The sequence below is a fragment of the Flavobacterium sp. UBA6195 genome, from assembly GCF_002422095.1.
Classification (GTDB): domain Bacteria; phylum Bacteroidota; class Bacteroidia; order Flavobacteriales; family Flavobacteriaceae; genus Flavobacterium.
Map to the genome: position 1 here is coordinate 32,756 of NZ_DITB01000015.1, position 24,955 is coordinate 57,710.

The 24,955-nt window shown below is 30.7% G+C and carries 26 protein-coding genes; all 26 read right to left on the reverse strand.

Annotation, left to right across the window (positions count from 1 at the left end; translation table 11 throughout):
• Positions 1–119: 119 nt before the first annotated feature.
• The 26 genes from B4I81_RS01155 to B4I81_RS01280 all read right to left on the reverse strand — a co-directional run bounded on the left by B4I81_RS01155 (position 120) and on the right by B4I81_RS01280 (position 24,290).
• Positions 120–761 carry an MBL fold metallo-hydrolase gene (locus B4I81_RS01155; protein WP_291106540.1) on the reverse strand — a complete coding sequence of 214 codons (642 nt, stop codon included), beginning with the start codon at positions 759–761 and terminating at the stop codon, positions 120–122.
• A 5-nt stretch (positions 762–766) separates the two neighbouring features.
• A complete protein-coding gene (locus B4I81_RS01160; RefSeq protein WP_291106542.1) occupies positions 767–1,510 on the reverse strand; it encodes an SDR family NAD(P)-dependent oxidoreductase in 744 nt (247 codons plus the stop codon).
• A 3-nt stretch (positions 1,511–1,513) separates the two neighbouring features.
• Entirely contained in the window at positions 1,514–2,572 is a 1,059-nt protein-coding gene (locus B4I81_RS01165) for a 3-oxoacyl-ACP synthase III family protein (RefSeq protein ID WP_291106544.1), read from the reverse strand.
• 12 nt (positions 2,573–2,584) lie between these two features.
• Positions 2,585–2,809: an acyl carrier protein gene (locus B4I81_RS01170; protein ID WP_291106546.1), complete on the reverse strand. Its 225-nt coding sequence runs from the start codon at positions 2,807–2,809 to the stop codon at positions 2,585–2,587.
• 24 nt (positions 2,810–2,833) lie between these two features.
• Complete coding sequence (locus B4I81_RS01175; RefSeq protein ID WP_291106548.1) at positions 2,834–3,901, reverse strand: ketoacyl-ACP synthase III; 1,068 nt, start codon at positions 3,899–3,901, stop codon at positions 2,834–2,836.
• 9 nt (positions 3,902–3,910) lie between these two features.
• Positions 3,911–4,552, reverse strand: a complete 642-nt coding sequence (locus tag B4I81_RS01180; protein ID WP_291106550.1) for a serine acetyltransferase — start codon at positions 4,550–4,552, stop codon at positions 3,911–3,913.
• A gap of 10 nt (positions 4,553–4,562) precedes the next feature.
• A complete protein-coding gene (locus B4I81_RS01185; protein ID WP_291106552.1) occupies positions 4,563–5,165 on the reverse strand; it encodes a sugar transferase in 603 nt (200 codons plus the stop codon).
• Between the two features lie 5 nt (positions 5,166–5,170).
• Positions 5,171–6,307 carry a glycosyltransferase family 4 protein gene (locus B4I81_RS01190; RefSeq protein ID WP_291106555.1) on the reverse strand — a complete coding sequence of 379 codons (1,137 nt, stop codon included), beginning with the start codon at positions 6,305–6,307 and terminating at the stop codon, positions 5,171–5,173.
• Positions 6,308–6,645: 338 nt separating this feature from the next.
• A complete protein-coding gene (locus B4I81_RS01195; RefSeq protein ID WP_291106557.1) occupies positions 6,646–6,843 on the reverse strand; it encodes a hypothetical protein in 198 nt (65 codons plus the stop codon).
• A 136-nt stretch (positions 6,844–6,979) separates the two neighbouring features.
• Entirely contained in the window at positions 6,980–8,527 is a 1,548-nt protein-coding gene (locus B4I81_RS01200) for an MATE family efflux transporter (RefSeq protein WP_291106559.1), read from the reverse strand.
• Positions 8,528–8,540: 13 nt separating this feature from the next.
• On the reverse strand, positions 8,541–9,503 hold the full coding sequence (locus B4I81_RS01205) for a Gfo/Idh/MocA family oxidoreductase (protein ID WP_291106561.1): 963 nt from the start codon (positions 9,501–9,503) through the stop codon (positions 8,541–8,543).
• Positions 9,488–10,465: a Gfo/Idh/MocA family oxidoreductase gene (locus tag B4I81_RS01210; RefSeq protein ID WP_291106562.1), complete on the reverse strand. Its 978-nt coding sequence runs from the start codon at positions 10,463–10,465 to the stop codon at positions 9,488–9,490. Before B4I81_RS01210 ends, B4I81_RS01205 begins: the two co-directional genes overlap by 16 nt.
• 15 nt (positions 10,466–10,480) lie before the next feature.
• Complete coding sequence (locus B4I81_RS01215) at positions 10,481–11,182, reverse strand: acyltransferase (protein WP_291106563.1); 702 nt, start codon at positions 11,180–11,182, stop codon at positions 10,481–10,483.
• 55 nt (positions 11,183–11,237) lie between these two features.
• Positions 11,238–12,179 (reverse strand): glycosyltransferase family A protein, encoded by a 942-nt coding sequence (locus tag B4I81_RS01220; protein ID WP_291106565.1) that lies wholly within the window; start codon positions 12,177–12,179, stop codon positions 11,238–11,240.
• A complete protein-coding gene (locus B4I81_RS01225; protein WP_291106567.1) occupies positions 12,176–13,252 on the reverse strand; it encodes a glycosyltransferase in 1,077 nt (358 codons plus the stop codon). Before B4I81_RS01225 ends, B4I81_RS01220 begins: the two co-directional genes overlap by 4 nt.
• A gap of 10 nt (positions 13,253–13,262) precedes the next feature.
• Positions 13,263–14,276: an ATP-grasp domain-containing protein gene (locus B4I81_RS01230; protein ID WP_291106569.1), complete on the reverse strand. Its 1,014-nt coding sequence runs from the start codon at positions 14,274–14,276 to the stop codon at positions 13,263–13,265.
• Positions 14,254–14,859: an acyltransferase gene (locus B4I81_RS01235; protein WP_291106570.1), complete on the reverse strand. Its 606-nt coding sequence runs from the start codon at positions 14,857–14,859 to the stop codon at positions 14,254–14,256. The genes B4I81_RS01230 and B4I81_RS01235 overlap by 23 nt, the downstream gene beginning before the upstream one ends.
• Positions 14,834–15,991, reverse strand: a complete 1,158-nt coding sequence (locus B4I81_RS01240) for a polysaccharide (de)acetylase (RefSeq protein WP_291106572.1) — start codon at positions 15,989–15,991, stop codon at positions 14,834–14,836. Before B4I81_RS01240 ends, B4I81_RS01235 begins: the two co-directional genes overlap by 26 nt.
• The gene (locus tag B4I81_RS01245; protein WP_291106574.1) at positions 15,988–17,115 is read right to left on the reverse strand and encodes a polysaccharide (de)acetylase; all 1,128 of its coding nucleotides are present in this window, start codon (positions 17,113–17,115) and stop codon (positions 15,988–15,990) included. Before B4I81_RS01245 ends, B4I81_RS01240 begins: the two co-directional genes overlap by 4 nt.
• Positions 17,116–17,135: 20 nt before the next feature.
• Positions 17,136–18,380 (reverse strand): EpsG family protein, encoded by a 1,245-nt coding sequence (locus B4I81_RS01250; RefSeq protein WP_291106576.1) that lies wholly within the window; start codon positions 18,378–18,380, stop codon positions 17,136–17,138.
• Complete coding sequence (locus tag B4I81_RS01255) at positions 18,373–19,425, reverse strand: polysialyltransferase family glycosyltransferase (protein ID WP_291106578.1); 1,053 nt, start codon at positions 19,423–19,425, stop codon at positions 18,373–18,375. Before B4I81_RS01255 ends, B4I81_RS01250 begins: the two co-directional genes overlap by 8 nt.
• Positions 19,422–20,108 (reverse strand): acylneuraminate cytidylyltransferase family protein, encoded by a 687-nt coding sequence (locus B4I81_RS01260; protein WP_291106580.1) that lies wholly within the window; start codon positions 20,106–20,108, stop codon positions 19,422–19,424. Before B4I81_RS01260 ends, B4I81_RS01255 begins: the two co-directional genes overlap by 4 nt.
• Before the next feature lie 11 nt (positions 20,109–20,119).
• A complete protein-coding gene (gene neuC, locus B4I81_RS01265) occupies positions 20,120–21,289 on the reverse strand; it encodes a UDP-N-acetylglucosamine 2-epimerase (protein WP_291106582.1) in 1,170 nt (389 codons plus the stop codon).
• An 18-nt stretch (positions 21,290–21,307) separates the two neighbouring features.
• Positions 21,308–22,306, reverse strand: coding sequence for an N-acetylneuraminate synthase family protein (locus tag B4I81_RS01270; protein ID WP_291106584.1), 999 nt, complete (start codon positions 22,304–22,306; stop codon positions 21,308–21,310).
• Between the two features lie 20 nt (positions 22,307–22,326).
• Positions 22,327–23,613, reverse strand: coding sequence for a nucleotide sugar dehydrogenase (locus B4I81_RS01275; protein ID WP_291106586.1), 1,287 nt, complete (start codon positions 23,611–23,613; stop codon positions 22,327–22,329).
• Between the two features lie 170 nt (positions 23,614–23,783).
• Positions 23,784–24,290 (reverse strand): ArsR family transcriptional regulator, encoded by a 507-nt coding sequence (locus B4I81_RS01280; protein ID WP_291106588.1) that lies wholly within the window; start codon positions 24,288–24,290, stop codon positions 23,784–23,786.
• Between the last annotated feature and the right edge of the window lie 665 nt (positions 24,291–24,955).

Consider the following 24,955-nt stretch of genomic DNA (forward strand, 5'->3'; position numbering starts at 1 on the left):
CTCCTTTTTTATAAGCAACCAATATAACAAAAAAAACCCCTAGTAGTAAAAAATTACTAAGGGTTATGTTTTCTAATAGCCAATCTTTCATAGCGATGATTTTATTGTCGTCCAGCTAGCTATTCTTTTGGAGCAAGGGTGAGGTAATTTTCCCAATTAACTTGTTCTTTAGTAAATGAGTCTCCATGTCCTGCCCAAATCACTTCTTGTCTTTTAAGGATTTTTTTTATTTTCTGTATGCTTTCCCTAGCCTGTATTTTATTTCCGGTTCTTAATTTTGTTACTACTTGCAGATTTGGGATTAAGGCATCACCTGTAAATAGATTGTTTTGGCATTTAAAAGAAAGGCTACCTTCCGTATGCCCTGGCGTTTCAATTACTTCGATATGATCGTTATCGAAAATAGGAATCAGCTGTTGGTCTTTCACTCTCTTCAATTGAGGTCCGACAAAAGTGACTGGAGTACCATGATAAAAAGACAAGTTTTGTTTGCTGTCTGCCAACGCTTTTTGGGTATATGATGAACAGTATATCATACAATTAGGAAATCTATTGATTGCATGATGTATATCCGCTATATGATCGTAATGGTCATGTGTTAAAAAAATGGCTTCCAAAGCCTGTTCTGTTTTTAAACTTTCTAAGGCCAACTTCGTATTTCCTGCATCAATTAGATAGACTTTATTTGATCCCATCTGACTTATCAAATAGGTATTGGCCTTTTCTTCTGATTTGATGAATCTATGAATCGAAATCGACATTTATACTACCTAAGTGTTACCCCTCCATCAACTGTAATAGATGTACCTGTAATCCATTGTGTTGCATCAGAAAGTAAAAAGACTGCCGAGTAAGCCACCTCTTCAGGTTTGCCAAAACGCCCTAATGGAAATCTTTGTACATAATTATCTAAATCTTCTTGAGACATTGCTTTATCAGTTAGATTTGTTCTAATTAAAGCTGGTTGAATGTAATTAACTCTAATTTTTTTTGCAGCCAATTCGAGTGCCATACCTCTAGCTAAAGAGTTAATTGCCCCCTTAGAAGCCATGTATGAGATATTACCAAAAGAAGCTACTGACGCAGCAATAGAAGAGATAAAAACAATGGAAGCCCCATCGTTTACTTTACTTTTCTTAACTAGACGCTGAGATAACAATGCAGGAGCAAATAAATTTGTCTCCATTGTCTCAAGCCAAGCTTTTTCATTAATGAATTTTAGTGGCAGTTTTTTTAAAATTGCTGCACAATGTACTACACCATCCAAAGTGGGAATTTGATTAACTAAGCAATCTAATCCCTCTTTTAATGATAAATCTGCCACGACATATTCATTATTATCACCTTGCAGAAGTTCAAAAGTTTTCAATAGTCTTTCTTCACTTCTTCCAGTTATAATTACATTTGCTCCCATTTTTGAACATTCAATAGCTATTACGCTACCAATACCTGATGAGGCACCCGTAATAAGAATTTTTTTATTATTTAAATTGAAAGGATTATAATTCATATTTTATATTTCTATTATGTCAGAGACATGACAATCCATTGTGTTAATAATAGCTGATGCCCAACTCATTCCTACCCCAAAACCTGAGAGTAGTATTTTTTTATTTCCTTGTAATTTATTTTGTAATTCAGACACTATGGTTAAAGGAATTGAAACTGATGAAGTATTTCCAAACTTTTCAATTGAATTTGGTACACGTTCAGTATCTAATTTTAATTTTTTTGCTAAATAATTATTCATATAGCTATTCGCTTGGTGAAATACAAAAAAATCAATTTGAGACAAATCGGTTTTTGCCAAATTTATAACTGTTTTGATATCCTTAGGAATTTCAGCTAATACAAAATTAAATACATCGGCACCAGACATGTATCCGTGTTCATCCGATCTTATATTGCCATATTCATCAACCACCTTTTCTTTTAATGTTTCAATAGAACTAGGATTTCTATATCCACCAGCATCCATTTTGATATAAGATTCTTTAGAACCATCTGAGTTTAACGAAAAATAACTCTCGTCAAATTGATCCCCTTTTTCAATTATTGCTGCTATTCCTCCATCACCAAAGAGAAATGCTGTTTTTCTATCTTTTGGTGAATATATTCTTGATCTTGTTTCACCATCAAGAAGTAATGCTTTTCTAAGACCACCAGATTGCATTAGGGCATATACCGTTGATAGGCCATAGACAAATGCTGAACAACCTAGTGAAATATCAAAAGCTGCTGTAGTTTTGGATAGCCCTAATTTGTTTTGTAATAAAATTGAAGTTGCAGGCATTCTGTAATCTGGGGTTTGAGAAATAAAGATTAGCAAATCAATTTCTGATTTGTCTATATTCATATCCGAGATTAATTTTTCTGCAGCTGCAAAACATAAATCAGAAGCACACATTCCATCAGGCGCAAATCTACGCTCTTTAATACCTACTTTATCAACAACCACCTTAACTTCTTCTTTATCAAAAAAATCAGTATAGGCATAATTGTCAATTGTATTTTTTGGAATTGCAGCTGAGATTCCGGTTATACCAACCTTATTAAATTTAAGTAAAGCCACCCTAATTGTAAATTAAGCGTTAGATTGTATATAATTGTAAATATCACCAACAGTTTGTAACTTTTGGAACGTGTTACTTTCAATGATTATATCGTACTCTTCGTCAATCATTGCTATAACAGATAACAAAGCTAGGGAATCCCATTCGTCAAATGCTCTAAACTCGTCAGATAAACTAATTGTTCTATCTTCAATCTCTAATGTTTCTTTAAACAAGTCAATAAATTTTTGTTCCATACTTTTTTTATTTTAAAGTTATATTTATAATTTATATTTCATTATTTGTGGACAGATTAACTTTTCTGTTTCAAAATAAACAGATCCCCAAGATAAACCTACTCCAAATCCACAGGCCAGAAAACGTTTTCTAGTATTTTCTACCTGATTATTTAATCTTGTTACTATTGTTAGGGGAATTGAAGCTGATGATGTATTTCCAAATTCGTCCAACGAATACGGAACTTTATCTTCTTCAATACCTACTTTTTTTCTTATTTTATCATTCATTAACTTATTTGCCTGATGCAAAATTAAGAAATCAATTTGTTCTTTATTTAAATTGAAATGAGCCATTAAATCTTTAATACTTTTAGGGGCTTTAGTTATTCCAAAAATAAAAACATCAGCACCGTTTAAATAGCTTTGCAAATTATTTCTGAAAACCCCAGGTTCGGTTTCCTTTACAAGAAGAGACTCTGGTTTAAAAAAACTTCTAAAGCCACCATCTTCAATCATAATTGCCTTATATCCTGCACCATCTGTACCTGTATGGAAATACATTGGTGTAGCGGTTGCATCAAATTCAAGCGCCGTTGCTGTTCCTGCATCACCAAAAAGAGGATATGTACTCTTATCTCTATCAGATTTAGTTACGGTTACCGTATCACCCACTAACAATAATCCTTTTTTGAAATTTCCTGAACCTATAAATTGTGAAATTGTAGCTAAACCATAGACCCAACCAGAACATCCTAGAGAAATGTCCATTGCAAAGCAATTTGAAGACAAACCTAATCTGTCTTGTAATACACAAGATGTAGCAGGCAAGATATAATCCGGAGTTTGAGACACAAAAATCAAACAATCAATCTCTTCTTTATTCCAGTCTAATTCTTTAATTATTTTTTCAGCTGCTTCAAAACACAAGTCTGATGTGCAAATGTTTTTATCTGCAACAGTATATCTTTTTGCTATTCCTGTTGTTTCAATAAATTTGGTTCTGTCACTTAAATCCCCTAGGAGCGTTAAGTCCATATTATCTACGCTATTATCGGGAACACAAGCTGCAATTCCAGTAATCTTTACGTTTTCAATTTTTTGAAATGCCATAACTAATGATTAAATTTTAATTCTATGAGCTGGATTACCCATGTACAAGAATCCATCTTTTGTATTTCTCATGAGTACACTGTTTGGACCAATCTTTGTTTTACATCCCATTTTTATTCCTTGAAGGACTATTGCTTGTACGCCAAAAAAGTTTTCATCTTGAATAATTACATTTCCTGAGAGTCTCACCATAGGACCTAATACATTGTAATCACCAATTTGTACATCATGTCCTAATGAAACAAACCCATTCAGTAAATTAAAGTTTCCTATTTTCACTTCACAACTTACTCTTGTTCCGAAGAATAGAATATTTCCTTGTCCAATTTGTAATGAATCCTTATGTAAAAAATTAACATTTGGAGCCACTAAATTAGGAAATAATATGTTATCATTATGTACATTTTCCACCACTTCTTTTAAAATCTCAGGATTTGCAATTGAAAAAACTATGTTAAGTTCTTTATTCCAACTATTTAACTCTTCTATTCCTCCTAAAATTTTACCAAAAATATTTTCTGAACCTTTTTCTAAACCATCATCAAAAAAACCGATAAAATTCCATTTTTGCTCTACCTCATTGATAGCATTAATTAAACAAGCTACCTCTCTTCCAAAACCACCAGCACCGTAAATTGCAATATCTTTCATATATAATTTATTAATTTCCTGTAAAAGGTTTCATTGTTACCTCCTCGCCGTTATTTATTCCCTCTCGTTTAATCACTTTCAAAAAGGTTAAATACAGTATTTTCATATCAAGGAATAATGATATGTGATCTACATACCAAACATCCAATTGAAATTTCCTATCCCAATCAATTGCATTTCTCCCATTAACCTGAGCCCAGCCCGTAATACCCGGCTTTACCTCATGCCTTCTTTTTTGTTCATTATTATACAGTGGAAGATATTTGACCAATAAGGGTCTTGGTCCAATTAAACTCATATCTCCTTTTATTACGTTAATTAATTGGGGTAATTCATCCAATGATAACTTTCTGACCCATGCCCCAACAGGAGTAATTCTATCTTTATCTGGTAATGGTTTTCCATTTTCATCATAAGCATCTCTCATCGTTTTAAACTTGATTAATTTAAAAATCTTTTCATTTTTACCTGGTCTTTGTTGCATAAAAAAAGGCGTTCCTCTGTTAAAAAAAACAAGTCCTATCGTTATCATTAAAATGATTGGAGAGAAAATCATTAGCACTACAAATGCTATTAAAAAGTCAAATATTTGTTTTAAGTATGCTTTATACATCTTTTTTAAGATTGATAAATGTTATTTAATTCATTCCAAATAATATTTCGGTCGAAATTTTTTGCCCAAATTATACCATTTTTACCATACTGATCACGAAGATTTCCATCATTTAAGAGTAACTCCATAGCTTGTTTCAGTTCAACAACTGACTTTGGTTTTACTAATATTCCATTGAACCCATTAGAAACAGCATCTACACAGCCCGTTGCTTCTGTGCTTATTACAGGAACCCCCATTGCTGCAGCTTGAATCAATACATTTCCAAATCCTTCCCACCATGCGGGTAAAACAAACACATCCATAATGGTAAGGTATAACGGTACATTTAACTGAGGACCTACATAGATAAAACCTGGGTGGTTTTCAATATTTTGAATTAGATTTTTATCTGCTATTTGCTCTAATTCTACTCCTCCAACAAAAACAAACCTTACATTAGGATTGGATTTATAAAGGTCACTAAAAGCATTGTAGATTTCTACGACTCCTTTTCTGTCTACTAATCTACCTACAAAACCATAAATGAAATTATTCTCTATATTTAATTTCTTTTTTAACCTGAAAACTTCTTGTTTATCTATTGTTGAGTGGTTAAAAAAATTCAAGTCAATCCCATTACTACTTCCTTGCCCAATCACCATAGTTTTATCTGGCGAAAAAATATTCAACTTCATAGCTAATTCTTTAACAGAAGGGCTAATACAGATAATGTTATTTGCTAATGCACCTGCTATTTTTTCCATTTGGATTAATATTTTTTTCTTTAATCCTTTTTCATGTTCGAATCTAAAACCTCTACATGTGTATACTTTTTTTTGCACACCTGTTAACTTTGCTGCTATCATTCCTACCAAAGAAATTTTTGGTGTTCCTAGATTAATAACATCTGGTTTTATTTTTACAAAATGAATTATTACTTGAAAAAGCGAAAGTAAATCACTAAAAATTGAAATATCTCTTTTTATTTTAACAGGCAATAAGATACAGCCTTCCTCCTCACAAAACTTTATCGTTCTTTCATCTTGTGGTGCCAATAAATACGTTTCATAACCATTCTCAGAAAAATATTTGATTTGCCCTTTTATCAAAATTGTACTGACAGAAGCTGTTATACCAACTACTAATTTTTTTCTTTGCATATCTATTTATAGTATTTTTTAATGGTTTCAAAAAGTTATAATTTCCAAATTCACTTAAATGATATCCATCTTCAATGAAATAATCATCATTAGCATTAGTTAATTCATTGATTAGTATACAATTTTGATATTTACCAGCTAGTTTATCAAAAATTTGGTTATAAAAGTTAATTTGTCTTAAAATCTCAGGGCTTTTTTTTACCATAGCACTACCAGATTTTGCTATTTTAATTAAAAATATGCGACTAACACCAATACTAATGCAGCGATTTATATATTTTTCAATATTACTTTCAAATCTATCTATGGTAACATCAACATTAACAACACTTCTAGTTTTATTTTTTTTTATTAATTTCCAAATAAAATTTTTTAAGAAAAAAAGGAGAACTGTTTACTAATTTCATCAACAACCCACCATTCTTTAAAAATCTTGGAGAACAATCCACGATACCCACTTGCAAGATTACATCATCAGGTTTATAAAACTCTAACCAATCTTCTTTTACTCCCGAATTTATTGTATTGGAATTCAAAGCCCTTTGGAGTTTTAATACTGTATGAAAATTTTGCAAATAGTCACATAGTAAATAAGTCCATGTATTACTGTATGGCATATTATCTCAAGGCAAACCTAAAGAATCTCCAACAATTAATAAATTTTTCTTCATATTATTCTTTTATAAATTTCATTTTTTTCAGAATATTTGAAACATACTCTTTTTGAAAACTATCCAAAGAGAACTTGTATATTATAATAGGGGCAATCAATAATGATGAAATAAATGATACAATTAAATGGATAAATTTAGGTATTTCAACATACATCCAGAAAAATAATAAAACAGAGATAACTAAAGTAGGCAAAATAATCTGAGTAATTTCTGAAAAATAATCTGATATTTTATAATTTAAATGTTTTTTAAGCAATAATAATCTAATATTTAGTGTAATGATTTCCAGAAAAATACCTACCGTAATTATTGAATAACTTGAAAAACCAATTTTAAATAAAATGTATGAAAGAGGTAAATTAAGAACTAAAAAAACACTTGTATAAATGTTATACTCTTTTACTTTTCCAATTGCAATAAATACATTTTGTATTCCTGAGGATAAGAGTACAACCAAAACAAGTACAATAATTAATTGACTAAAAATAACACTTCCCTCAGGGACAACTTTTAACCACAATTCTAAAATATAATTCATCTCAAACAACGTAGGAATTGAAAAAATAGAGATCGAGAAAAAAGACAATTTAGCCATTGTTCTCATCATGTAAAGCATTTTTTCGTTGTTATTTTCACCTGCCGCTTTCATCAAAACTGGTGTCATAGAAGTTGTTACTCCCTGAGCTAAAATATTTACTGCATTATTAATTTGTTGTGCAATTCCGTAAGCCGCATTTGCTACAACACCAAAAAAAACATTAATCAAAACCGTAACCCCTTGATTTCGACTCATGGTTGCTAATGCTCCTAGCAAGGACCAAGAAATAAATGACAGCATTTCTTTTATTAAGACTGAATTTGGCTTCACAAATTTTTTATAAATTCTTTTTTTAGCTTTCATAACCCTAAAGAAATAGGCTAAAAAAATGACAATTGAAACCAAAAACATTAAAGCAGAAAATAATATTAATTTATCACCTGAGAACCACAAAAGTAAAAATGCCATTATTAACTTTAAACTAGACTCAACAAATCCAATAATGGCTATACTTTTGAAATCTTCAGTTGCTCGCAAAGAACCTACAAATGGTATAGCTATTATATTAAAAAACGATATTCCTGCTACAAATGTAAGTATATAGTGAATTGTATTTTGTCTTGATTCTGGAATATCAAGTAAAGTATTAACATAAAATAAATTAATTACTTCAATAACTGCAATTATAATTATTCCATAGACTAAATGAATTAATAGTGAGGAAGATAATACTTGAGCCAATTTTCCATAATTTTTTTCCCCTAAAGTCACTGCAATATAACGTTGTGTAGTTCCCGACAATGACCAAGTTAAAAAAGTTAGTGTTCCTACGAAGCCTAATGTCAGTGTATAAACACCATAGTCTTCTACCCCTAACACTTTTAACAACAATGGTGTAGTTACAAGTGCAAGTGCTGCTGTTGAGAACTTTTGAGCATAAATAATAATCGTATTAATTAAAATTCTATTTACTGTTTTATGCTTTGATTTTAAATGCTGTTTTTCCACTGCTTATTTTAAACTATGAAAGAATTTTAATATAAATTTGATTTGCTATTTCTAAATGCTCTTTAATATTAATTAATCTAGAATTATCATTGTTTAGAAAAGCTTCTACTTGCCTGAATAATCCTGGCTTGTAAAGCACGTCAAGGGTGTTGTCAAATACATGTTTTTCAATATCCAACAAGCCTTTTCTTTGGATTAAAACTCCTTCAAGTGGCTTCAAATAAATTTTTCTATTTTGTGTTAGCAACTCAATCCCCCATCTTCCCGCACTTTCCCAATGGGATAAATAAGAAAAAAGCACTCCTTTTTCTGTAATTCCAGCTCCGCTAAATACCGTTTTTTCGTGCCATTCTAAATTACCTTTTTTAGAATATGCTGTCCAATCTAATGGTTTCCCGGCCAAAAAAAATGCCAAATCTACTACATGTGTTGAATTTGCAAAAAACCAATTATTGAGAACAGCAGGCACTTTTTTGCTAGCATCAATTTTATGTGTCCATTCCGTAAATTCAAAATTCATTGCTTCCAAACCACCATCTGCTTCTATTAATCGTTCTGTTTCTAACACTGATGCATAAAAACGTCTGTTATAGGCTACAAAAATCGAGGCTGCATGAGGCAAAAAGAGCTCCTTATTATTGTTTAATTCGGCAATACTAACTGCAGCTGGCTTTTCAATTAAAATTTTGGTGATAGAATGTTGAATTAATAATCTTAAACAATCTAATAAAACTTCGGTTCCTGTAGCAATAATTGCCGCATCAAATTGGCTAACATCATTGTTTTCTAGGAATAATTCTAATCCTCCTGTGATAGGCTTTTTTCCTGTTTCTTCATAAAAAGTTTGAGCAGAGGCAACTCCTCTTCCTACAACTTGAAAGTCTATTTTTTGACCTTGTAATACTTTTGCATAAGCAACAGCCATTGAGCCTGTTCCTATCAATAATACGATATTACTATTTATGTTATGGGACATTTTGTTTCGTTTAAATTTGTTATAGCGTTATATTTTTTTAACAAAGCTTCAATAAATATTTTGTGTGTATGTGCCGCTTGTTCATAAGAAGGCAATCCACATTCTTTATTTTCTAATAAATCATTGGTAATTTGTGTGGTTAGATTACTTTGAAATTCTTGAAAAAAATCATGTTGTGCAACTGCATATTTATTTTCTACTCCTAAATGAAGAAATGCTTTTGTTCCTCCTTCTTGAATAAACCATCGATTACCTGTTGTTGCTATTTGAAGCGTTAACGGACCTCTTTCGCCTGGAAAAGATGATAAAGCAAAAGAATCATTATTTTCCATAATTCCCGTAATAGTTCCTGTAAATTCAACATACCCCTTACGTTTACTCTGAATTATTGTATTATCTACTCCGTCTGTATTTATACTTTTTAATTTTGAATTACTCAAAAACACAAACAGATCAATCATGTGTAATGAATTACAACCTAAATCCCAAAATTCTCCAACAATCGAAAAATAATTTCTCCCTTTAATTTGTTTAATTTGATCTGCAATTTCTAAATAAGCTGGAGTTAATCGCCTTGGATGATTCACAAATACCTTAATTTCATATTTTGAAATTTCATTTGTAAATCGGTCATAAGCTTCATATTCTTGGAATAGAACTTTTTCTAAAATAAGGTTCTTCAATTTAGTTCTTTGCAACAAGTCTATTGTTACCATTTCTCTTACATTAGAATTGGTTGCCACAATGGCAACTTCAGCTTCTTTAGGATAGTTTTGGATATTTGTTATAAAATGCAATTCATGGTTATGGTCCACTTCTGTGGCTCTTTCCTTTGATACCTCTAGTGCATCTTGAGAAGGATCCATTACATAAACAGCTAATTTTTCTTTATTATACTTTAAAACTCCTTGCAAATGTCTGCTTCCTAATTGCCCAGAGCCAACAATCACTATATTTTTCATATGATTAATTTATATTTATTCGTAAGGTAATTTTTCTCTACTCCAATTGATATTGTCTTTCAACTGTTTTGCTGGCAATCCGCCTAAAATGGTATGATCTTCAAATTTTTTTCCACCTACATAAGCTCTAGAAGCCACAATACAATTGTTTCCAACTTCTGCTCCTTTAGAAATATAAGCATTATTACCTATCCATACATGATTCTTAACTTCTATACTTTTTGGCGGATTAATTCTTTTATTTGTAATTGTTGAAATTATGGAGTGAAAATCACTTGTGTTCATAACAATATCTCTACTTAACATGCAATCTTCTCCAATTCTAATTCCTGTATCTCCTTCTCCAATAATTAATATAGCACTTCCAATAGTCGTTTTTGCCCCTACTTGAATATAAGAATTACTCCCCTCAAAAACAAACGCACCATTTTCATATATCATGACTTTTTCATTTAATACCAATTGATTATTAGACCCCATAATGGTGATTTTGGTATTTTTTAAACGACAGTTTGGGTGAATAGTAATGGTATTGTTGTTCCCTATAATTTTAATTTGAACATTTTTTCTTAGTACTCCTTCTTTAAATATAACAATATTATTTCTTCCTTTTACGGAAGAATAATTGTTAAAAAAATAACGAATATTAGCTAAGTAAACTATCCCTTTATACAAAAGGGGATGGTTGATAATTTTACGTTTAAGAGCAGCATTCATTATATAGTGTTAATTTAAAATTATTATTACTTCTATAATTTATTAAATATAAAAATCAATCTCTATTTTTATAATTTTCTAAGTTCCCCATGTTAAAATGGTCTAAAACGGCTCTTAATTGTGAATCATTTCCGTTTCCTTTTGAATTATAATTTAATAATCTAACATCTCCTGTCTTTGAGATGGCTATCATATCCTTATTGAATTTACTATTTGAAGCTATATTAATTCCCAGTCTGAAGGCATTAACAGACAACCACATATCATCTGCAAACTTACATTTTTCCAAAAAAACAGCTGTATCAAAAAACGGAGCATCAAAAATTTTAGGTGGATATAGTACACCGCCCACTCCAGTCAATAAATAGGTTCCATTTACATTGTTTTTAGGACTAAAATTATGCGACCATTTTTTATAAGGTAAAATAAAATTGTCTTTAAATTGTATTTTATGAATCCTATTAGCCGCAATGGAATTAGGATATTCTCGATGAATTTTCATTAAATTCTCGATAAGATTCTCTGGATAATAACAATCATCATCTACCGTAATAACAAATGAGTTATTATACTCTTTTAAGGCATAATAATATTTAGTATGAGAACGCAAATCTTCTACTAATCTAATTTCTAAACCTCTTTTCATTTGATCTTTTAAACGAGAAGGGAGGTCTTCTAAATTAAATCGCTCCTTGTCTATCCATAAAATTATTTTATCTGCTTTATACGTTTGTCGAAATAAACATTCTATTACAATCCAAACATCGGCAATGCGCCCTGGAAATGAAGTTAACGAAATGACAATTTCTTTATCTCTTTTTTCTTGATTAAGTCCAATTGGATACGTATCAAATGTTTTTATAAAATGATTAGGAACCGTTCTATCTAAAATGCGTTTAATGATTCGTGCCGCAATCCGATTTATAATTTTAGAAAATATACCAAAACTTGAATCGTGAGGTAATTTAAAATATAATTCTAGTAATACATTCATCATGATTTCATAAATTCTAATAGTTTTTGGGCAATTTTTTCTTTAGAAAATCGTTTTACAGAGACTTGAGCATTTTTCCCAATACTTTCTCTTAAAGCATCATCTCCAATTATTTCATTAATGGCATTAGCCAATAATTTGGCAGATCTTTCAGATACCACATACCCATCCATTTGCGGGGTAATAATATCTTCATAGGGTATATCATTAAAACAAATACATGGTAAGCCAAACGACATGGCTTCAATTAATGTATTGGGAAAACCTTCTACAACAGAAGGCAATACTAAGATTTTTGCCGATTGATACAATGTAGCTACTTGATTTACATTTCCAAGAAAAAGTACATTAGAATCTAAATTAAGTTCTTTTACTAAGGCTTTCATTGGATTGAGTAGTGGTCCCGTCCCTGCCATTTCTAGTACCCAATTAGGGTTCTTTTTTGCAACAAAATCCATAGCACGAATGAGAATCTCAGGATCTTTTTCCCAAGCAAATCTTCCTACATAAATGATTTTATTTTGTTGTTCAACATTTATTTGCTGTCTCTTATCAAACTCTGGTAAAGCATTTGGAATAACTTGAATTTTCAGTTTTTTTCCAAATATTTTTTCTTTAAATTCCTTAGATCGTTGAGTTTGTGCAATAAAGCCTGCTGATTTAGGATACAACCACTTTTTTAGTTGTGGAATAGGAAATTTAAATGTATAGTTTGGTATCGTTCTATCTGAAATGTAAACAGGGAATTTCAAACCTAATAGAGCTAAGAGTGTAATTGGACTGAACCAATCTCCAAACACTAAAACGCGATCAGGATTATTTTTTTTTACCTCATTTCTAATAAACAGCAATAATCTAGGGTAAAACAATATTTTATCTGTACTACCTTTTGATCTTTCAAATGTAGGTTCAATTAATTTAATATTTGAATCTAATTTATAAAAAGGATTATGTTTTAAACACGACACAAAGGAAACTTGTAAATCACGACTTGCCCATTCATTAGCCAAAACAGTAAGTGCTCTTTCTATACCCCCTAATTTTCTTGATGGTGCAATTATTAGTATTTTTTTCAATTTTAAATAATTATTTTATAGTTGCAATACTATCTTCAATCATCCAGCCATAAGGATTAAACTTGCCTTCGTGCCAATTCAAGTCCTCAGTCCAATATCCAGGACAATCGTAATATCCTGCTTTGTTAAAACCGTAGCTTACCTCTACTACTAATGGTTTACCATCTAAAAACACATAATCGAATGCAGCACAATACGCCTTAATTTTAGATGCGTTTTCAAAAGATTGTTGAATTAAATCAATATCAAAAAGTTCTTTTTTATATTCTATAAAACCGCTTCCAGATGCTCTAAAATCATTTTTACGAACATGTCTTTTTATGGCAAATGCCTTATTTCCAATTACAATAACACGAATATCAAATGTATTTTGTGGAATAAAATCTTGAAAATAAACATAACCGCATTCTCGTCCTTGAGATTTTTCTAACTGAATTGGGTATAGAATATGAGCAACTGCCTTTGCAATTTCTTTTAGATTAGTTTTTCCTAATCTATATTTTCTGAGTTGTTCTTTAATTCCGCCAAAAGCATCGTATTGTCTAAATCCTTTCCCGAATGCTTTTCGAATGGTCTTAAATGCTTCCTCTTTACTTTTTACTAACCAAACATTTCTAGAGCCTGCTCCTCTTCTTAACTTAAATACTTTTGGATAAGTAGTTTTTTTTGCCCATTGAAGTGCTTCTTTTTTATCAAAAAAAGTGTGAGTGGGAACATGGGGGATATGAGTAGCTTCAAATAAATATTTTTGGCCCAACTTGTCATCAAAATGCCAAGTAGAATGATAATCTGGAAATACTTTTTTTCCTGCAATTTCTAAAGAAGCTAATAATTGTTTAGCAAAGAGCACATCCTTAGGATTTGCATGATTGTGATGCCAAAGTAATATATTACAATCTTCTAATTGTGCTATAGCATCACTAGCATAACAGTTAACAACTTTGTATGGTATTTGATGATCTTCGCAGTATTGCATCCACTCTTCGTAAAAAGAATATGGACTATATTGTATAGCTATTTTCATCTGTTATATCTAATATTTTAATTAGTTGAGCCGGATTACCCATTATAAGTGAATTATCTGGAAAAGAACCTTTAACCACACTGCCAGCTGAAACTACTGAATTATTTCCTATCTTAACTCCTTTTAAAATTACTGCATTTAATCCAATCCATACATTATCCCCAATAATTATTTCAGAAGGAGTATCTCTTCCAACAGTTCGGTCTAATGAATTTAGAATATGACCATTTGTATCAATGATGTTAACTCCAGATGCAATAACACAATTTTCACCTATTGAAATTTCTTTTTGAGCGTGAATATATACACCATTTATTCTAGAATTATTTCCAATCTTTATAACTGCTCCTTTTACATCAGTTAAGAGAGTCGTTGGAAAAGGCATCCCAGCTTGATAAAAATTTGGATTAGATCGTAAATAAACTTTTTCACCAATCGTAATTTTGTTACCACATGAAAAAATCTTTGTTGCAAAATCTATTTTTGCTCCATTTCCAATTTCAATATTTGGATTTCTTTTTTTTACCAAAAATAATTTTAGATGAAAAAGAAACTGTTTAATCTTTTTTGATACCATACTCATCTGCAATTAATTTACCAAGTTGAACACTAGTCATAAATTCTACATTTGACCATTTTTTCTTTATCTCGAATAACAACCTACCTAGTTGCTTTAAATTATTATCTCTATTATTTTGATCTAATCCTCCAATATAATTAAGTCTATGCGAAGAGATAATCGCTGGCTTATTCATATTAAAAGACATGCTAATTTCCTTTAAACAACTAGGAACACAATCTTTATTAGGACTTAATGCAGGTTCAAAAAGACAATTTCTAACGGTATATATTTGATTCCATTTGTTTTTTTGACCTGTGTAATGAAATTTTTTACTAAAAGCATGAATTTCAAAAGGTTTAAAATAATTTTGAAAAAAAGAACTTTGAATAAATTTAATCCCATTATTATTCATAATTTCTTCATTTGCCTCATTCCATGTATAAACAGGAGCTATAAAAGATAATGAAGGATATCCAAAAATACTTTCAAATAATTTTGCTCCATCTTGCATTGTCTTAGAAACAAATTCAAGTTCTTGTGAATTACGATATAATTGACTAGCTAAATGAAATTTAACAATTTCAGGTGAAGTAGCTCTACTTAAACCATAAACTTCCAGTTCGAATGCTTTTCTTAAACTATGATTATTATTTTTTATTTCATTTAACCATAAATAAGGACTAATATGTTCTCTTGAATGACTTTGTGGAAAAAACAATTTTTTATTAATGCCTTCTTTTACAAGCTCTAATACATTTGTTCTATTGTATTTTTCTAATGTTTGTAGGTAATCAATATAATAATATGCTTCAAAATTACTTTCTTTAATTTTCTTATAATCTGGGTTAGCAAGATTAAAGTTTGCTGTGATTATTGCAGGATTTCCATTCAAATCACTAACCGATTTTAAGACATCGAACAAAGCCACTAAATCCTCTTGCGATTCAATTGTATCGTACTTACTAAAGGCGCATTTATCAACTCTTAAATCATTTTCTAAAAGCTTTAAATACGATTGTTTGTTAGGAGTGCGCTCACCACCCCAATCATCAGATTCAATAACAACAATCTTACGATTTGTTGAAAAACCTTTATAATTATACAAATAACCTTTTGAAGTTACCTTAGCCTTATTTAATAATGATTTTATCATTTACTCGAAACTAGTTCTCCTAATTGTTGACTGTTCATAAATTCTACATCAGGCCATTTTTTTGTTATAGCTTTCAACAAAGCATTTAAGAGGCGTAATGTATTGTCGCGATTTTCTTCAAAAATACCACTAGAATAATTTACGCGGTGCGAATTAATAACTGCTGGTTTTCCCCATCGGAATGCCACATCAATTTCTGCCATACATTTAGTAACCCAATCCTCATGTGGTGCTCTACTAGGTTCAAAAGTAGCATTTCTTCGCCAATAGGTTTGATTGAATTCGTTGGTATCGCCCCAAAATTTTTGGTCTGCTTTTACCCCTCCTTTTCCATCAGGTCTAAATTGATGTCCATTTTGATTAAATTCTACTCCATTTGCTGCTAATACCGAATCAATATGAGTTCCTTGAATACCGCATGAAGCAATGAAACTTTTTGATTTAAAGCCAAATAATTTTTCAAAAATCTGCAACCCATCTGCTGTAATTTCCTCAATTTGTAATTGTTGCTCCTTATCAAAATATTCAAAAGCAGCCATATAATTAAATCCGAATGGCTTTTCGTTTGGAATACGCATTCCTAATAACGTTTTATTTTCGAAAGCAAAATTTTCAATAGGCGAATCAGAATTAATTACTTTCATCCAGCTTGCTACATTGATATGCTCTCTACCATGAAATTGGGGATACAACATATTTTGTCCAATTCCTTCTTTTTTCCACAAATCAAAAACTTTATCATGATTAGGATACGAATTATAAGTATCCGTAATTAACTCATAATGGTATTCTTTACGATTAGAAGCAGCAATTTTTTCAAAATCAGGATTGGCTACTACTGCATTAGCTGTAATAACCGCTGGTTGTCCGTTTTTATCTTTATTTGAAGAAAGAACTTCAAACAAAAGCTCTAAATCGGAATTACTCTCTAAACAATCATTTTTAGCAAAATAATGTGTGTTAGCTGGAACTCCTTTCGCCATAAACTGATCGTAAACTTCACGTGATGGCATACGAATTGCTCCCCAATCGTCAGATTCTATCACTACAATTTTTCTTTTTGTAGACCATCCTCTAAAACAAACATAATTGGATGTTAGTGTTTTTCGTATAGATTGAATCATAATAATATGTTTTATATTTTTTATCTTAGAAAATCTATTAATGCAATATCATTATCTTTAATTGCTGCAATAATTGGACCTCCTAATAAAGTTAAAAGTCCAGTAAACTCAAATCCTATTCTAAATTTAACAATAAAATAGAATAAAATTAGTGGTGTACACAGATATATAATATATTTTTCTTTTTGATCTAATTTTATATTAAAATAGGGATAAATAAGTGTTAGTGCAAACAAGTAACTTACAAATTGAAAACGATTCATACTTGGTATAAAACTTAGTACGTTAAAAACACCAACATACAATAAACAAAATGCTAGTAAATTTTCTAAAATGTAATTATTCTTTATTTTTTTCCTATTTAAAAATATTGTTGTTAACAATATTCCTATAGCCCACTTTAATGAAGATTGATAATATTTCCCTCTGAAGTTCTTATTTTCTTTAATATCATCTCGCTTTTTTTTATAATCATCATTTAAATAATCATCAGATTTTTCTATAAAATTATCAGGCAAAAATGTCAATTGACTTTGTATCATATTTAAATTAAGCTCAGATGTAAAAAAAGAAATAATAAAAAATATGAAATATATCTTTATGAATTTTTTTCCTAAAATTTGATATAACAAAAAAATTACAAAGGCTATACTAAATGAAAAATGTACTAATAGAGAAAGAAAAATAAAGAAATAACCCCATCTATTTTTTGTAACAAGTATTTTAAATGCTCCGTAAAAGAAAATATGCGCTCCAATAGTAAATCGCATTACGTTAATATCCCAAACGGAATAAATAAATGAAAACACTAATACGAATAATATTCCGTACCATTTAGGTTTTTGCTTACTTAAATTTAATACAGCCCAAATATTTCGAGATAAAAAGTAACCAATAAAACCTCCTATTAATAATAAATAAATTTTAAAATCAGATGTAAAACGCGATGTAATAAAAGACAATAAAGGTTGAATAAAATCATAGGTTCCTTCCTTAAAAAGAGTTACAAAATATTCTCCAATACTCATTTGCAAATCATGGTGAATTAAAAATTTTTGTTTGTAACGATTAATATCAGAACCTGCATTTCCAATTACAAAAGAATAACCATAAAAAGCACTAAACATCCATACAATATTTTTAGTCCAAAATTCTCTATATTGTTTTATTGCAATTATCAAAGCAACTAAAGGAGAAAATAAAAAAACTAAAAAAATGTAGGATCTATTATTTTGACTATTATGATTAATTGTTGTATTATTCATTTGTACAAGCTTTCAAAGCAATACCTAACTCTTCAAAATTTTGTTTTACTTCAATATATGATTTTGGATTAAATCGTTCTATATCTTTTTTTAATTCACCAGAACTTGCAACTATTGGATAAGTCCAAAAATACTTACAATTTGGATTGTGATATAACATACTGTTAGAATATGATGAAATAATTATACCTCCTTTAAGTGATGCAATTAATATTTCAACTGGAAAAACACTATCAATTGTATAAACAGTATCTGCTAAATATGATAAATTTTCAATCTTTTGATTTGGATGTTTTTTAAACAAAATAGTATTTCCAGGTAAGCTTTCGGCTATTACTTTTAAAAGTTGTGATTCATATTTTGGCAAATAATGTCTTTCGTTTATTACTAAAACAACTTTTGATAATTCAGGATAATTTGAAAAGTCTAACTCAAAAGTTTTCATTAAACTTTCAATTTGCTCTTTTGAAAAAGTATAATCAACTGCTATAATATTTTTTTTTGGCAAATTTGGCAAAGATTCACTGAAAGCATAGATATAATCATAATAACCATTCTTACCAAAATCCCAACTTGTAAACCAAAATTTCGGAAATTTAAATCCATGTATTTTAAAAAACTTATAACTTTTGAGAGTATTTACCAATCTAGATCTATAGTTTTTAGCAGTAAATTTCACATAAGCCCCCATACCGTCAGGTGCTAAAAAAGTAGTCGTCTTTTTACTTTTAAAATAATAGGTTAAATAAACAAAGATAGGATCATGATATAAAAATGATGTAAAATGATGAAAATCATTACTTTCAATAAATTGCTTTAAATCAATTACATCTTGAAAACGTTTTTCTTCATTATGGTTATAAGAAACTTTGTGGTATTTATATTTTTCGTTCAATTTGATATCACTAAGCCTTGATTTATTATTTGGATTTGAAACAATTATAAAATGTATTTCATAATCATTACCTGAATAATATTTATCTATAAGGCTCAATGCCACCATATAATGGAATTCTGTACCTAACTGAAATAGAACTTTTTTCATATTAATTTATTTTGGTTATACAACATAATTGCTTCAGCCATTTGCCAATCTTCAATATCATCAATATCAATACTTTCCATTTTGTTCATCTCGTAAGGAATTATTTTACCCCCAAAAATGTACTCTCCTACTTTATTTATACTAGTTATATAAATTACGGCTCCATTTCTGGCCCAGTAAGTAGGTTTCTCTTGTCTTCTTAATACTAATTTTTCGCTATCAATGGGCTTTATATACTTACCATCAAGTAACATTATAGAAGCATCTGTAAACTTATGTGGAATTTTAATAACACTTACTAAAGAATCTGCTTCACCGTCTCGAGAAAACAACTCAATTGCTTCATTAATATGTTTTACGGTACGTAAAGGTGATGTTACTTGTAAAGTCATAACTGCATCATAATTTCCTCCTACAGTTTGAACAGCGTGAGTCATCACTGGTAACGTTGGAGCTAAATCACCTGAAAGTTCATCTGGCCTTTTTATAACTTTAACATTATACTTTTTTGCAATTTCTAAAATATCATCATCATCAGATGATACAACAATGTCTGTTAGATTAGAAAGTAATGCTGTTTCGATGGTATGAGCAATAAGAGGTTTACCTAGCATCATTTTTTTGTTTTTACCAGGCAAGCCTTTACTTCCTCCTCTAGCAGGGATAAAACCTAATATTTTCATACATTAAAATACTAATAGGTAATTGTTTTTTGAATACTAGGATTAGAATTTGCTAATATATCTGCAATTTGAGTTCCAGCATTTCCGTTTCCATAAATTCCAGCATTTTCATATTTTCCATGAGCAATTTGTTTTAAAATTGCTTCTTTTATTTCGTTACGGTCATATCCAACATTAATTACATTAGGTCCCATTTCTCTTTTGTTTTGACGAGTACCAATATTTACTACTGGAGTTCCAATAGTAGCTCCTTCTCTAACACCAGAACTACTATTACCCACAAGACAAGCACAAGTATTCATTAAATGAATGTAGATTTGGGTAGGTAAATTTTTGAATAGTTTTAACCAAGTACCACTTTCTTTGTTGTAAACTTCTCTATAAACTCTAATTCCAGTTGAAATATCATCACTTCCCGCATCGATATTTGGCCAAAGCATAATTGTAGGCATTTGCAATTCATCTAAAGCATATAATGTTTCTTCTATTTGAGCTCTATTGCTACCAAATTCAGTAGTAACAGGATGTTGAGAAACTAATAGAAAAGGTTTTGTTAAATCTAAATAAGAAGGTCCTACTCCTGTAAAATCCTCGAAAAGATTACTTAACATTTTATATGAATCATTTTTTAATTCATTTAAAACTAAATCCATTCTAGGACATCCTACATTATGAACGTGAGTTGGATCTTCACCAAGTTTTAAGATTCTTTGTTTTGCATCTTCACTTGCTGCAAAATGAATATGCGCAAATTTAGTAATAGCGTGACGAATACTTTCATCTATAGTTCCTGTTACCTCACCTCCCATAGTATGAGCAATTCTAATATTCATATAGGCAGCTGCAATAGTAACAGACATCATCTCAAATCGATCCCCTACAACAACCAAATAATCAGGTTTAAGATTGTTAAAAATCATAGAACATTCTATAAGCCCTAAACCTGTAGATTTTGCCATGGTAACAGGGTTTTCACCTTCAACTATATTATAAAAATTAAAATCAGGTGTAAAACCATCTTTTATAATTAAATCTTCAACTTTTCCAAAACGATCTAATACTGCAGAAGATCCAACAATAAGTTGTAGTTCAAGTTCAGGGTGATTTTTAACAGCCATCATAACTGATTTAATACTGCTGTAGTTAGCTCTGCTACCAACAAAAACACAAACTTTTTTCATTTTTTTATATTTTTTTGATTAATGTAATTGGCTGTATTCGATCTTTTCGTTAGCCGGAATAGTTGTTTTAACGGTCTTTCCTATAATTTCTTTATAAGCTCTTGCCGGTATTCCATCACCTGGTTTCTTATAAGCTAAATCTTCTTCAGAAATTACATGACCTTCTTTTAGTTCTCTTGCTGAAACGATTGATTTTTCAAAAACAAACTTCATTTCACCAAGTTTTTTAACGATTTCATTTTTATCTATTTTACTGGTAATAGCAAGCTCAGCAGCACGAATATTATCTACCATATGCTTGAATTCTTCTGGTTCCGTTGAATTTTTTGCATCGCTTCCGTACATTAGCTTTGAAAGAGTAAAATGTTTTTCAATCAGTGTTGCTCCTAGAACAACTGCGGTTAAAGGAACTCCAATACCTAAAGTATGATCCGAAAAACCTACTTTACATTGATAGCGTTCTTTAATTTCTAACATTACATTTAACCCTGCATTTTCAGGCTTGCATGGATACTCAGAAGTACATTGTAGAATGGTAAGCTTTTCTTTATCTTTAAAAACGGCAACAGCTCTATCTAACTCATCCCAAGAGCTCATGCCACTTGACAAGATTACTTTTTTACCCGTTTTAGCTACATGCTCTAAAAGTGGAATATTACTTACTTCTCCAGATGGAATTTTAAAAGTAGAAACACCTACTTCCATTAAGAAATCTACTGCTTCTAAAGAAAATGGAGATGAAAAGAAATCCACTTTGCATTCATTTTCTGCATAATCTTTCAATACTTTGTATTGTTCAATTGTAAATGCAGTTCTTTCAAAATAGTCTTTTCTTGTTTCATCTTTGAAATAAGAAGGATTAGGAGCACTTGGTAAACTTTCTGCTTCAAAAATATGCGTTTGAAATTTTACAGCGTCAACACCACAATCCGCAGCAGCTTTTATGAATTGTTTCGCTAAACCAACCGAACCTTCATGTGTGTTACCGATTTCAGCAATAATATATGTTTTTTTCATAATTTCAGATTTGTACAAACTTAAAGTCTACCATCAATATTATTATCTAATATTCCTTTAACATCGTAAATTACTGCATTTGAATTAAGCAATGAATTTAAATCTAATGCCATAAATTCTTTATGAGCAACTCCTAAAACAACAGTATCATATTTAGCTCCTGAAACAAGTTCTGGATGACAAGCAAGACCATACTCATGCATAACCTCTTCAGGATTAGCCCATGGATCAAAAATAGTTACTTTGATTCCGTATTCTTCTAATGCATTTACTACATCTACAATTTTAGTATTGCGAACATCTGGGCAATTTTCTTTAAAAGTGATTCCTAATAACAGAAGCTCTGCTCCATTTACTGTAATGCCTTTTTTTATCATAAGTTTCACAACTTGAGCAGCTACATATTCACCCATACTATCATTTAATCTGCGCCCAGCTAAAATAATTTCAGGATGATACCCTGCTTCTTGCGCTTTTTGAGCTAAATAATAAGGGTCAACACCTATACAGTGCCCACCTACAAGTCCTGGTTTAAAAGGTAAGAAATTCCATTTGGTTCCAGCTGCTTCCAAAACGGCATGAGTATCTATATCTAATAAATTAAAAATTTTTGCTAATTCGTTAACAAAGGCGATGTTGATATCGCGTTGTGAATTTTCGATGACTTTGGCTGCTTCTGCTACTTTTATAGTTGGTGCCAAATGCGTGCCTGCTGTAATTACTGTTTTATATAATTCATTTACTTTTACGCCAATTTCTGGAGTAGAGCCAGAGGTCACTTTAAGGATTTTTTCTACTGTATGCTCTTTATCTCCTGGATTAATGCGCTCTGGAGAATAACCTGCAAAAAAATCTACATTAAATTTCAATCCCGATACTTTTTCCAAAACAGGAATACACTCTTCCTCTGTAGCTCCAGGATAAACTGTAGATTCATAAATTACCACATCTCCCTTTTTCAAGACTTTACCCACCGTTTCTGAAGCTTTATATAAAGGAGTTAAATCTGGCTTATTATGCTTATCCACAGGCGTAGGAACGGTTACAATGTAATAGTTAGCTCCTTTAATTTCTTCCAGATGTGCTGTACAATACAATCCATTATTATGATTTGTGAAAGGATTAGAATCTACTAATACCTGTTTTAATAGAGCATCTTCTACTTCTAGGGTTACATCTCTACCTTCATTTAATTCTTCTATTCGCTTTTGGTTAATATCAAAACCTACTACTGGAAATTTGGTTGCAAATAATCTTGCTAAAGGAAGTCCAACATAGCCTAGTCCGATGATGGCAATCTTGTTCATTTGTATTTTAATTTATTGTTAATCTTATTAGAATTAAGAAGTTTTTAAGAGTATCTTTTTTTACTACTTTTAATGGCTTCGCCCTGTGAGTCCCATTTAAAATGAGTTCACCTCGGTATGAATAATTTTCAACAGCTATTTTTCAAAACATTGAAAAAACCAGTCTCCTCTTATTTATTTTCAAAAACCAACAGTCCATCTCCTACATATTCTGTAGTACTATAAACGATGACTTCTTTTTTTATTTCTTTTTTAATCCTTTGTGTTATATTTTCGATATAGCTTTGATTCAACGCAGGCCCTTCTATAATCACCTCGATTACTCCCGAATCTATTCCTTTAGCATAATCTCCCACTAAAAAAATACGAGAAACATCTCCCATTCTTTCGAGAATTTGACTAATAATAAAATCAACACCGACGTATTTTTGGATTAATTGCTGTAAAGTAGTAAACAAAGGATGGTCTGTATTGGCATGATACATCACCTTTTTATCTGTATCTTCTCTGATAATAAAGCCTGCTTCACTCAGATTGTTTAATTCTTTTCTGATTGCATTTGTATTCTCATTCATCTCCTGAGCCAACCCCCTCAGATAGCCTGTATTAGCAGCATTGATAAAGAATTTTACCAATAGTCGCAATCGTGTTTTTGATGTTATAATACTGTCTAACATATTATTGAATGAACAACAAAAGTACTCAAATGTTTTTAAATAACAAAAATTTTTGAAGAAAAGATGTGATGATGTGAGATGTGATGATGTGATGATGTGAGGATGTGAGATGTGAGATGTGAGGATGTGAAGTCGTAAAGTCGTAGAGTTGATGATGAGTTAGAAATGTTCCCCCTTGTCACCCTGAGCGAAGTCAAAGGCTAATGAAATGCTATTTAGATGTTTTATTTATTTTGTTTCAAGTTTCAGGTTTTTGGAACATAGATTACAGAAATTGAAATCATCTTCAAAATCTTATATGTACTTTATTGACGAAACGTTTCACTAGTTATACTTCTATGACTTATATGTTTTAATTTTATAAGTAAAGTACATTGTCCTTGAATTTGAACTTGCCCTTGAATTAGTACGCGGATGAAACGGTTCCGCCTAGGCGGAGCGCTGGTGGTGACGGATTTTTTTTAACCACATTGACACAATAGATTTTCTTTTTTTAATTCTTAGGCGTTACACTTTTCATAGTTCACAATAGAATACAGGCATAGTTTGTCATGCTGTTAGGTATCTCTTTTTGTACTTGATTTTTGAAGTTGTACTTGCCCTTGAATTAGCACGCGGATGAAACGGGTCCGCCTAGGCGGAGCGCTGGTGGTGACGGATTTTTT